Here is a 12492-nt window from a genome sequence, read left to right as displayed (position 1 = left end):
ATTGACGGCGCTGCAGATATATATTATTTGAATAACAGGGAATAGATCTCCTCAATGACGATCGGTTTGGCGATCTCGCCTTCCGGCGAAGCCCAGCTGCCGATCAGTTCGGAAAAGAACTGGCTGATGGTGGTGGTACGTACACCCTCGCTTTCCCAGGTGTTGCGCGCCACGTCCTCGGCTATCTGTGTCGGTGAACCACCGCCATCGATTACCACCTGTACGTCAAAGCCATCTGCCTGCATATCGATCGCCGGCCATACGATGCAGACATCATTGGTCAGGCCGGCCATAATGATATTTTTCCTACCGCTGGCGGCTTTCAACACCGCAGCTTTAAACTCCGGATCGTCCCAGGCGTTGGTGATACCCTGGCGTTTTACACGCTCCGCGTACTCCTGCGGTAGAATTTCCTGCAGGTCGCTAATCAGCGGGCCTTGCTGCATTTCTTCCTGACTGGTGGTCAGCACAACTGGGATATGTAGCCCTTTGGCCAGTCTGGCTAAAGCGCGGGCCCGTGAAATTATCACTTCATGCGGGCGATTGGCTGAAAAATTGATGGTTCCTTGCTGGTGGTCGATCAGTAATATCACTGTATCTTCGATTTTGAACTTTTTCATTGCTTTGTATTTTTAAAGATTACAAAGCAAATGTACCGGGCGAAGCGACCGCCGGACGATGACCTTTGTCACGAATGGTTGGTGACAAAAGTCACGGTCTGAACTATCGAAGGGAGCGTGACCGGGCGCGGCTCAGCGTTTCTCTGGCGATGCCCAGGTAAGAGGCGATCTGGTGAGCAGGGAAGCGTTGGACGATCTGCGGATACAACCGCTCAAAGTTCTCGTAGCGCTTGATGGCCGGCAGACTGATAGTATCGTCAACCCGTTTTTGCGAAGCAATATGGTTGTTCTCGCTCATCTGCCAGAACATGGCCTTAATGGCCTGTATTTCCAGCAAGGTATCCAATTGCTCACGGGGCATCAGTAACAGCTCCGTATCTTCCCAGGCTTCGATAAAATATTTAGAGGGAATGCCGTTCATGTAACTGTCGCGGTCAGTGATCCACCAATTCTCGATGGCCAGTTGCAGAATGTGTTCATCGCCCTGCTCATCTACGCTGAACTGCCGGGTTGCGCCCTTGAGAATAAAACCCGTATAAGTGCATACTTTTCCTTCTTCCAGAAAATATTGTTTTCGCCGCAAACGTTTGGGCAACACGACTTCGCGGATCAGTTCTTTCTCCTGATTGGTTAGCAATTGCTTACCGTAATGCTGGATATAGTTAAAAAGCGGTTCGTACATCGATGATTCATCTCCTTAACCCAAAAATAACATTTCAAACCTGCATTCTGTAATTAAGACAAAATTCAGGTCAACAGGGTCTGCAGAACTATTTATTATCAATGACCGAAGTTCTCGACCAATATGATGATTGCAGGTAATGTGGAGTTTTATTTAAGCTTGTTTTTTAATAAATTATACTTAATTTAGGCTTACAATTAGAGTTATTCGCCTCATTGCGTGATTCGTAGAGTGGTGACAAAAAGTTAAAATAAAGCGCTGATAATCAATAATATACAGGGATATATTCCGTTACCTCCCTCTCCGCATAAGGAGAATGATTTCTCAAAATGACAGGGGTGCTCGAAATCGAGCACCCTATTTAATTTAAATGCAATGAATTACATCCCTTTCGGGAGAAAAGGACTTCTTCGTTAACTATAAATTTCTTCTATTTGTATTTTAGAAGCTATTGAAATAATGCGAAGAAACATTCTTATCAGCGCTCCAGCATATGCGGTTTGGGATACTCTTACTCTCCCTCTGTTTATCCGGCAGTGGACATACGATACCCCTGTTGAAATACAAACGGATTGGAAAGTGGGCAGTACAATAATCATTAGTGGAGATCTACATGGAATCCCATTCAATAACTCAGGAACGATCTTGGCCTTTGATCCCGATACCAAACTCATTTATAGCTTTTTAAGTTCCCTCTCCAACCTACCTGATGTTGATGAAAGTTACTGTATATTGGAATTTAATTTGACATTTAAAAAGAACCAAACCAGACTAGACCTCACCATTAGCAATTTTCCCGACGAAGTAATCCGCAAACACCTGGAACTGTATTGGGGCGCAACCCTTGAACTCATCAGACAACAAACTGAAAACCGTCAAATTTAACTCTTTCATCCATTATATGGACTCCAATAACCATCGCATAAATCTAAATTGGTTAGAAGTTTCAAAGTTGCATTCTTTTAAAAAAGCACGGCTTTTTCCCTAAGGCATTTATGAAACTATCTGATTCAAATCATCCAACTTCGCCATCATACACACGCTTCTTATTCTTATATATTTCCCTGATTATTCTGAAAAGTTCCTGCAGGTGTTCTAATAGATTGCCATTCACCCCGCCTTGTCATACAATAGCCTGCTAAAGCATTGATTCTTAGCAGGCTATTTCTTTTTGAACTATCTTCTGTGCATAAATAACCTATATAATTCAATATAAATAGTTGAAAAAGATATGGTTATGAATGTTTGCAAGTTCGAATCCTTTCTTCATGTAAAGTAAGGCATGGTTTGGTTAGTTATTGTAACGCATACCACAATTACCATTAAACTTCCCGTCATTATACCCGACAAAAAAAATGCAAATATATTTGCGCAACTCAAAAGTTGCATATATATTTGCAACCTGAAGGTTGCTTATTTAGTATTATTAAGATGAAACAAGATATATTTCAGGCCATAGCCGACCCTACACGCCGAGCTATTTTGACCTTACTGGCCATTCAGGCTTTGACGCCAAATGTAATGGCCGAAAAATTTGATATGACCCGCCAAGCAGTATCAAAACATATTAAAGTATTGCACGAATGCGAATTGATTAAACCCGAGCAGAGTGGCCGAGAGATCTATTATCACTTTAACGCCAAAAAGATGCAGGAGTTTGACCATTGGTTAGCCCAATTCAGGCAAAGCTGGGAAATTCAATTTAACCAACTCGACCAATTATTAACAACAATTAAAGAACAGAAAAAATGAACAACGATTTGCTATTTGATTTTAACGTTGACAAAACAGCGAAAACGGTTTATATAACCAGGGAATTTAATGCCGGGCAATCTTTAGTATGGGATGCCTTTACCAAAGCCGAACTACTGGACCAATGGGGGGCACCTGCACCTATGCGCGCCAAAACCAAGTATATGAATTTTGAAGTTGGCGGGAGGCGATTTTACGCGATGATAAGTCCCGATGGGCAGGAGCTCTGGGCGGTGCAGGAATTTACATCGATTACCCCGAAAACCAATTTTAAGATGTACAACGCGTTTGCAGATAAAGACGAAAATCGCGAACTGCCGGGTTCTGAATGGGATTACAATTTCAGCGAACAAAATGGCATAACCAAAGTGGACATTACCATTTTCAATGAATCGTTTGAGCGATTGGAGAAATTATTGGAAGGCTTCAAAATAGGCTTCACCATGACCTTGAAAAACCTGGAAGAACTGTTGGCCACCTTATCGTAGAAAACATAAAAAGAAAATTTACAATCACTTTTAAGATTAAAAATTATGAGAACAATTAACCCCTGGATCAACTTCAACGGAAATGCCGAAGAAGCGTTTACTTTTTACAAATCAGTTTTTGGCGGCGAGTTCGCAAAGATCATTCGTTTCAAAGACCTGGCGAGCGCTGAATTTCCGGTCGCCGAAAATGAAGCCAACAAAATAATGCACATTGCTTTACCTATTGGCAAACACAATGTATTGATAGCCAACGATGTTCCCGAGTTTATGGGGCGGGTAAACGAAAACGAAAACAGGTCTAAAATAGCAGTGGCTGCCGAAAGCCGTGAAGAAGCAGACAAAATATTTAACGGACTATCGGCAGGCGGAGATGTTGAAGGGCCCATTGGCGACGGCCCATGGGGTACCTACGCCGGCATGTTTAGAGACAAATATGGTATTGAATGGATTGTGGAATTTGACCCCAATTATAACGGGTAAGTTTAACCGAAGAAAAAAGTGGCACCTTACATGCTCTTTAAATCCAATTTAAATTTTAAAAGTTTCTAAAAACGTCAAAAATGGTATCAAGTGTTCGATTGGAATCCCTCCATCTCCGCCAGGTAAATGATACCAAACTAACAAAAACCTGCAAATAACCATTGCAGGCTTTTGTTTTGGGGAAATCTTATCATACTGCTTTTTTTCCCATCAAACCGCCTATACGGATCCGGAGCGGCAGTTGATTCGATTAATATCCAGGATTTTGCACCAGCTGAGGATTCACACCCAAAATATCTTTACCAATAGGAAATATTTCTGTGTGTTTATCTCCATCGGGCTTTTTATCCCACCAGGTGCCTGTGCTGAATACCCCCCAGCGTATCAGGTCGGTACGGCGACGGTTTTCTCCCAAAAACTCACGCCCCCACTCATCAAGCATTTCCTGATCTGTTAACTGGCTTCCGTCGCTTTTATATAAACTTGCAGAATTTGCAGGATAGTTACGCTTCCTCACCGCGTTTAATAATGCCGCGGCCCCAGCCTTGTCGCCCGACCTGTATTTACACTCTGCAAGCGAGTAATAGATCTCCGACAGCCTGATTTCTGCATAAGCCGATGTTATCCTGTTAGGATCAGGAGTTGGGTAAAGAGGATACTTTAAAAAGAATACTCCTGAGTTATGATCCCCATGGTTCATGTCAGATTCCTTATCGGCCATTTTTTTGCCGGGCTTGGTATCCAGGAACATGCCCACCTGATCGCGGATAAACAAGGGGTAATCTCCTTTATTTCCTTTTACAGTATCGGTTACTATTTTCCCGTTAACATTATGTTGATAAGGCAGATAACCGAATAAGAACATACCTTCTCTTTTGCTGTTACCCAGATTCTTATACAGTTTGAGGCGATAGTCATCAGCGTATTTTTGAAATTTGATCAGTGGCTTTCCTAAAGTAAAATTATATTCCACACTATCCACATCTCTGCCTGGTTGCAGCGCATATTTTGGATTAGCCTGACCAAAATCGGTAAATCCGCAATAAAGGGGTGCTGCATCATAGGTCATAGCGAAAAAGAACATGCCGCCATCGTATTGCCAGTGTGTACGTGACAAGCTGCCCGGGAAACCATATATGGTTTCGGACGCCGTTGTGCTGTTGGTATAATCAAAGGGCGCATCCCAGCGAGTATCTAACGCGTACGCCCCATACTTTCCGTTAATAATGTCCTGGCAAACTGCAGCACATTCGGCAAACTTATCAACCCCGGTATATACTTTTGAATTTAAATACAAACGTACAAGCAATGCGGCCGCTCCGGCTTTGGTCCATCTTCCAATGCCCTTGTCGCCCAAACTCTCACGTGTTGGCAAATCAGGAATGGCTGCTTTCAGTTCCGATTCTATAAAGTTAAAGGCCTCTTGCGGGGGCACTTGCTTATTACCCTGTGTTGAGCTTTTTACATCGGTAACAATCTCAATATTTCTGTAAAAGTCAAGCGCCCTTAAATTAAACCAGGCACGCAGTGTTTTTAATTCGGCCTTAAAATCAGCTAACTCAACAGGAGTAACATTTAGTTTAGCCGGATCTTTGATGCCCTCCATATCCTGCAGAGAATTGGTAGCCAGTGAAATACCCTGATAAAAGGCTGTCCACGCGCCGCTTGTAAACCCGTCGTTAATGGTCCAGGTATGGTAATGCATGCGCTGGTAATAACCACCATCCTGCCAGTCGCCCTGCCGGTTTATAGTGGCAAGTTCATCAGTACAATCTTCGCTGGCTGCATAAATATCATTACCCTGTATGCTCCAATATGCATGTTCAAAGGGCCTTAAAAAATCACGGATCACATCGTCTCTGCGGGTCAGAAACTGATTAACAGCAACTTTATCATACACTTTCTCATCAAGCTTGGTACAACTGCCTGCCAATAACAGTACAATGAGCATTGTGCCCGCGCTTATATATCTTAAATTTTTTATGCGTTTCATCTTTACAAAAGTTAAAGGTTAAAAAGTTACCTGAACACCTAACAGCAATTGAAGCGTTGATGGATAATAATTCAAGGTGGTATTTACTCCTGGTGTTAGTCCATTTACAGGAACAAGGTCTGGATCGCCGCCTGTGTATTTTGTAAATGTGTGGAGATTTCTTCCGGTAGCATATATTCTGAAACGGTGTATATATTTAGATGACACCGGATGCGAATACCCTAATGAAACATTATCAATTTTTACGAAAGAACCTGATTCAAGAAAATAATCGGAGGCTATGGAAGTGGTAGAAGAATTAGTAAGCTTAGCATATTTACTATTGTTATAGGCAGAAGTAAGCACATTGGCATCTGCCTGGGTAGATGGTGTCCCGATATAAAAAGCAGGAGTATTAAATACTTTATATCCAAAATTCCCCCGTAAAAATATACCCAGATCCCAATTATCATATCTGAAAGTATTACCCAGTGAGGCAGTCCATTTAGGCAGTCCATTACCCACAAACTGCTTATCATCATTACTGGCCTTATTGGCAGTTACTATACTCCCATCTTTTTTATAAACCAGCAGCGCCCCGGTATTATCAACCCCTGCCGATTTAAAGGTGTAAAACTCCCCGATCCTTTCGCCCTCCTGAATACGTTGAATATTACCGGGACTTCCAGGTGACGGTAAGCCAGCTACATCCTGAAATGGAGCTCCCTGATAAATATCATTGGAGAATGAAACAAACTTATTATTATTTAATGCAGCTGCAAAAGAGATGTCATATTTAAACTTCGGCCCCTTCACGGCACTTGCATTCAATTGTATTTCAAAACCTGAGTTTTTTAAGGTGCCTACATTTGCATAGGTTTGTGACTGAGGATTTGGCGGTACGGGTACGTTATAACTGCCCAACAGATCTTTATTGGTACGGATATAATAATTCAACGACCCTGAAAGCCGGCTATTAAATAAATCAAAATCGAGCCCTACGTTAAAGTTTACGGCTTTTTCCCATCTTAAATTGGGGTTAATATTCTGCGACGGGCCAAATACCTGGTACGAGGTACCATCAAAAGGGAAATAACCATAGCCACCATACAAAAGTAACGACTGATAGCTTGCGAAATCCTGGTTACCGGTTACGCCGTAATCTGCCCTTAATTTCAGGTCATTGAGCCACGAGATTTTATCTTTCAAAAAACCTTCGTCCGAAATTCTCCAGGCTGCCGATGCAGCCGGGAAATTTCCCCATTTATTATTAGGACCAAATTTGGAAGAACCTTCGCGTCTTAAGCTCGCGGTTACAATATATTTATTATCATAAGTATAGTTTACCCTGCCAAAAAAAGCAATGAGCGTAGAGCCGTTCCTGGTTGAAGAAACAGCCCCTTGCCCGTTACCTTTATCGCCCCCGTTATAGGCACCTGAACCTAAATTATTCCACAGAAAAGAGTCGAATGGAAAATCATAATTACTGGCCTTAAACTGTTGGTAGTCATATAAAGCATATGAATATCCGCCCAACAGCTTAATATCATGCTTACCAAAACTTGCAAAATAGTTAGCTGTCCATTCCACATTCTTCACATCATTTTCAATCTGCTCTTGTGAAGCATAATTTGTTTTATTAACAGGGTTTGAATGCAAAATAGTGCTAAGTGTGGAGGGGCTGAAGTTGAGATTTTTAAAAGAAGAACTTACTTCCGAAACTGTAACAGCGGTATTTAAGTTCTTTAAAATATTCACTTTAAAAGTACCGTTCATATCCAGCTCTTTAATCTCCTGTTGTGCCTGAATGAGTTTGGCATTTTCAACCGGGTTATTAGAAAAGAAACCCGTATTTATAAAGTTATACTGACCTGTACTGTTATATATTGGCAATGTAGGGTTAAGTGTTAGGGCATTATTAAAACCACCGTAATCGGCGGTGTTTGTATTGGCATATCTCGGAGCAACATTCAGGCTCACGGTAAAAACATCATCTGCCGAGGTATGATTAACATTAACCCTGGCACCATATTCCTTTTTATTAGCCCTGAGGTCAATTCCGTCAGCATTCCTGTAATCGGCTGATGCAAAAAAGTTGGTTTTACCCGAGCCTCCTGAAAATTGAAGGGTGTGCTTTTGACTAAATGAAGGCGAATTGCTTACCGATTTTAGCCAATCGGTATTTCCCCCGTAATCCTGCCCCTGCTTATTATCAACCCTGTTTTTGATGAAATCATCTTTAGAAAGCATCTGTAATTTATTGGTAATATAATCAAAACTGGTATAGCCATCATAAAATAAACTCGACTGAGATGTCCCCTTTTTAGTAGTAATTATAATAACACCATTACTGCCCCGGGTACCATAAATGGCCGATGCCGCACCGCCTTTCAACACATCAATTGATTCAATATCGTTTTGATTGATATTATCAATGTTACCGCCAGGCACATTATTAATAACATACAAAGGCCCCAAACCTGCATTACGGGATGAAACCCCTCGCAACTGAACGCTGGGTGTTGAGTTTGGATCGGCAGCCGCAGTATTTGAAATTGTAAGTCCCGGCACTTTGCCTTGTAATGACATTAAAGGGCTATTGCTGGCAACAGAAAGCAGCTCTTTTGAAGATACGTGCGTAATAGCGCTGGAAACCTCTTTCTTATCAAGGGTTCCGTAGCCTACACTTACCACAACTACTTCTTTCAGCGTTTTCTGATCAGTTTCCAGCTTTATATTTAAAGCTGTAGCATCAGTTACCCCCACTTCCTGGCGTTTGTAGCCAATAAAAGAAACTACCAGAGTGTTTACTGACCCAGGGATGGAAAGTTTAAAATTACCATTGGTATCGGTATTGGTGCCAATCGTTAATCCTTTGGCTGCAACAGTTACGCCGGGAAGTGGCGAACCGGTTTCTAAGTCTGTTACTTTACCTGTAACCATTTTGTTTTGTGCCATGGTGGGTAGCACAAAAAAGCATAACAAGGCAAAGCAACTTAATAATCGTAAAATTTTTACTTGCATAATTGTTTGGTTAATTGGTTTATAAACACAAGCATTTACCATTCATCGCTGCAGCCGACTATTGGTAATGCTGGCACCATCGTGGCGCTTTTAAATTGGCAGGTCAAAGTAAAACATGAATTGGGCATGTTACTCAGCAGGCATATGCCTTGAGGCTAAAAATCTAAAAAAATAAGTAGCTATATAATTGATAATTAATAATATATATTTTTAATCGGGGCGAAAAATCTAAGCAATTTCAACAGATTTTAGCCAAAAAAGGCTATCAAACCCGCCTTGTGAAATGATTAGAATGCCTTAATCATTTGTTAAAATGTTTTCAGTACAGTTCTACCCGGCAATAAATGGTGATTTTTCCAAATGGTTGAATTAAATTCGGAGGGAGAAAGATGGTTAAACATTGCCCGATACTATTACACAAAATTTGCGCACAGCCTGAATTCAAAAACCTGATCTGCGATGAAAATTAAAATACTTTTTATTAACTTTTTTTTGCTTGCCAGCTCTGGTGGTTATTCGCAAGACGTAAAATCAGATAGTCTTTTAAAAGTTTTAAAGTTTGAGCTGGCCAGAGAAAACTTTCACGACCTCAACAAAAAAAAGCGAATAAGCCTGTTGCAGTATCGTTTGCTTCATACCGATACCGCCAACTTTGATGCTCAATATGATCTTTATTCCAGGATATCCGACGAATACCATTCCTTTAAATTTGACTCAGCATATACTTACGTCAAAAAGATGATTGATCTTTCCGTGAAATTTAAAAAAAAGAAAAATCTGATTCAGAGCGAAATCCTGTTGGGAATCACCTTATTAAATTCGGGGTTTTATAAAGAGGCCTTTGACGTAACGGAAAAAATTGATACCAGCGGTTTAACTAATGCGCTTAAAACCGATTACCTGGTTTTACATGCCCGATTAAATGCAGGGATAGGCGATTATGACAACGACGCTCATTTTTCAAGGATATATTACAAACAATCAGCAGATGATTTTAAAAATGCTGAAATTTCAACGCCTCCAAATGAATTCGAAAAAACCATTAACCTGGCTTTTCTTCCTGATTCGATGAAAAACAATAAGCTGACTCCGCAGTTTTTCTACAACTTAATTATGAAGCGTCGTATGCCTGAACATAGCGTAGCTATGGTTGCTACCCGGATCAGTTATGCATATACAGGTCAGAATAAAATACTTTTTCTTGCACTTGCTGCCATCAATGACATTCGCTCCTCAACCAAAGAAACCCTGGCCGTATTTTTACTCGGGCAGGAATTATTTAAAATGAATAGCACTGCTGATGCCTATATTTTTATGCAGGAAGCAGCAAAGAATGCCAAATTTTATGGGGCAAGAAACCGAGCTGTACAGATAGAGTCTATTCTGCCCCTTGTTGCAAGTAAGCTGATTGACGAGAAACAACATGAAAAAGACAAGCTGCTCATCGGGTTTCTGATTTTTGTGATTGTTGCCGTTTTGTTGTTTTTCCTGCTTGTTATTTACCGAAAACAAATGCTGCGGATAAAAGCTAATGAAGTGGTGATAAAGGAAAAAAATAAGGAACTGGAAAACGTAAACGGAAAGCTTTGGGAGTCATCGAAAATAAAAGAGGAACTTATCGGACTGTTCTTTAAAACGTGTTCGTCATATATCAGAACACTCGATAAAGTAAAGCGCAAAACGCAGCACAATATTAAACTTGGGAAATATAATGATGTAAATACAATTCTAAATAATATTCACATCGAAGAAGAGAAAGGGCAATTATACAATACACTTGATACCGTCTTTTTAACGATGTTCCCCAATTTCATTGCCGCTTTTAATGGGCTGTTAAAAAAAGAAGATCAAATTTGGYCAAAATCTGGTGAAACACTCAATGCAACGCTCAGAATATTCGCGTTAATGCGGCTAGGGATAAATGATCTTGAGGCAATTGCCAAAATATTGGATTACAGCGTTAGCACAGTTTACACCTATAAAATGCGCATTAAAGCAAAAGCATTGGTTCCTGCAGATGATTTTGAACAGAAGATCATGGATATCAAGTTTATTGATAACAGGGGCACTAATTAATAAAGTACGCTTTGATTTAAGGGAAACGGCGAATTGCAAAAATGTTTTAACTAATTCATATGAGACTATACTTCACCTTAGCAGTCACCCTTTAAAGCATAGGATATAAGGCAGTTATAAATCTTCTGAAAAGAATAGTATATTGCTGTTGTTAACCAATTTTATATTAAATGCTATCACCAAAAGCCAGAAGGAATATCTTTCGTATCATTCCTTTCGGTATGATGTGGCTGGTATTCAGCATCGTTTATACACTGCTGGAAAGAGGTTTACTTGGCAACCTTAATTATTACCCTTCAACAGGGAACACATACGTTTTTACAAGGAATATTTTCACGACACCACTCTCCGCTTTAATAACCGGCATATTGATTGGCACACTTGAAATTGTTTATTTCAGCAAATGGTTCATCAAAAAAAGCTTCACTAAAAAAATCCTGTACAAGTCTCTCATCTACCTGGTGATCATTTTATTGTTTCTCATCACAACATTCATCATTACAGCGAATGATATGCCTGCTGCAATTACCCATAAAGATTTCTGGTCTGATGCGTGGGCTTTCTTTACTGACTATTCTATAGTGAGTGTTTCGGTTTACATTGCTTCCATCATTGTGGTTACACAATTTTATACGGAAGTAAGTGAAAGCATTGGTCCGGGGGTATTGAGTAATTTCTTTTTAGGGAAATATCACAGGCCGGTGGAAGAAGAAAGGATATTTATGTTTCTTGACATGAAGTCTTCTACCCAAATCGCCGAAAATCTGGGTCATATTAAATACTTTGAAATGCTGAAAGAATATTTTTATGATTTATCTGGGCCGGTGATCGATCATGAGGGCGAGATCTATCAATATGCGGGGGATGAGATGATCGTGTCGTGGAAACTAAAAAACGGCTTGAAAAATAATAATTGCATTCGCTGTTTTTTTGCAATGAAAAAATCCTTAAATGGTCAGGCTGAGAAGTACAAAGAAAAATTTGGATTGTTACCAAAATTCAAAGCCGGATTTCATTATGGGAAGGTAACCACCGGGGAGATTGGAGTCCTGAAAAAAGAAATTATTTTTACCGGTGATGTATTAAATACAACAGCCCGTATACAAGGGCTGTGTAATCAATTGAATGTTGATATTCTTATTTCTAACGACCTCTTAAAAAGACTTGCGCTTTATCCTTTATTTCAAATAAAATCGCTGGGAGAAAATAAACTAAGAGGCAGGGGCGAGAAAGTTGAATTATTTTCGGTCACATAAAATACCGAAATAACTATGGAAACAATCATTGCGAAAGATACCCATCAGAGGGTTTAGAGATACCTGGTCAGTTTGGCTAAGATCGAAGTCATTTTAGAAAAATCGGAGAAAAATTTGCGTAGTTAAATAACTACATTTATAT

General features: G+C 40.3%; 10 protein-coding genes. 6 read left to right on the top strand and 4 right to left on the bottom strand.

Annotated elements, in window-relative coordinates; translation table 11 throughout:
- Nucleotides 1-23 precede the first annotated feature (23 nt).
- A complete protein-coding gene (locus AC1DRQ_RS08685; RefSeq protein WP_477423670.1) occupies nucleotides 24-620 on the bottom strand; it encodes an isochorismatase family protein in 597 nt (198 codons plus the stop codon).
- A 103-nt stretch (nucleotides 621-723) separates the two neighbouring features.
- Complete coding sequence (locus AC1DRQ_RS08680) at nucleotides 724-1302, bottom strand: Crp/Fnr family transcriptional regulator (protein WP_477423668.1); 579 nt, start codon at nucleotides 1300-1302, stop codon at nucleotides 724-726.
- A gap of 459 nt (nucleotides 1303-1761) precedes the next feature.
- On the opposite strand from AC1DRQ_RS08680, the gene AC1DRQ_RS08675 reads away from it, so the two are divergent.
- The 4 genes from AC1DRQ_RS08675 (at nucleotide 1762) to AC1DRQ_RS08660 (ending at nucleotide 4022) form a co-directional block, all read left to right on the top strand.
- Nucleotides 1762-2187, top strand: coding sequence for an SRPBCC family protein (locus AC1DRQ_RS08675; RefSeq protein WP_477423666.1), 426 nt, complete (start codon nucleotides 1762-1764; stop codon nucleotides 2185-2187).
- A gap of 546 nt (nucleotides 2188-2733) precedes the next feature.
- The gene (locus tag AC1DRQ_RS08670) at nucleotides 2734-3054 is read left to right on the top strand and encodes an ArsR/SmtB family transcription factor (RefSeq protein ID WP_477423665.1); all 321 of its coding nucleotides are present in this window, start codon (nucleotides 2734-2736) and stop codon (nucleotides 3052-3054) included.
- Nucleotides 3051-3542 carry an SRPBCC family protein gene (locus AC1DRQ_RS08665; RefSeq protein ID WP_477423664.1) on the top strand — a complete coding sequence of 164 codons (492 nt, stop codon included), beginning with the start codon at nucleotides 3051-3053 and terminating at the stop codon, nucleotides 3540-3542. The genes AC1DRQ_RS08670 and AC1DRQ_RS08665 overlap by 4 nt, the downstream gene beginning before the upstream one ends.
- Nucleotides 3543-3587: 45 nt before the next feature.
- Nucleotides 3588-4022 carry a VOC family protein gene (locus AC1DRQ_RS08660; protein ID WP_477423662.1) on the top strand — a complete coding sequence of 145 codons (435 nt, stop codon included), beginning with the start codon at nucleotides 3588-3590 and terminating at the stop codon, nucleotides 4020-4022.
- Nucleotides 4023-4272: 250 nt separating this feature from the next.
- Here AC1DRQ_RS08660 and AC1DRQ_RS08655 read toward each other — a convergent pair whose 3' ends face one another.
- Nucleotides 4273-6015, bottom strand: a complete 1743-nt coding sequence (locus tag AC1DRQ_RS08655) for a RagB/SusD family nutrient uptake outer membrane protein (protein ID WP_477423660.1) — start codon at nucleotides 6013-6015, stop codon at nucleotides 4273-4275.
- Between the two features lie 18 nt (nucleotides 6016-6033).
- Nucleotides 6034-8952 (bottom strand): SusC/RagA family TonB-linked outer membrane protein, encoded by a 2919-nt coding sequence (locus tag AC1DRQ_RS08650; protein ID WP_477423658.1) that lies wholly within the window; start codon nucleotides 8950-8952, stop codon nucleotides 6034-6036.
- A 525-nt stretch (nucleotides 8953-9477) separates the two neighbouring features.
- Here AC1DRQ_RS08650 and AC1DRQ_RS08645 point away from each other — a divergent pair.
- Nucleotides 9478-11094, top strand: a complete 1617-nt coding sequence (locus AC1DRQ_RS08645; protein ID WP_477423656.1) for a DUF6377 domain-containing protein — start codon at nucleotides 9478-9480, stop codon at nucleotides 11092-11094.
- Between the two features lie 512 nt (nucleotides 11095-11606).
- Nucleotides 11607-12350 carry an adenylate/guanylate cyclase domain-containing protein gene (locus AC1DRQ_RS08640; RefSeq protein ID WP_477423654.1) on the top strand — a complete coding sequence of 248 codons (744 nt, stop codon included), beginning with the start codon at nucleotides 11607-11609 and terminating at the stop codon, nucleotides 12348-12350.
- The last annotated feature ends 142 nt before the right edge of the window (nucleotides 12351-12492 follow it).

The sequence above is a fragment of the Mucilaginibacter sp. P4_E8 genome (assembly GCF_056401495.1).
This window is presented reverse-complemented; position numbering and strand designations above follow the sequence as displayed.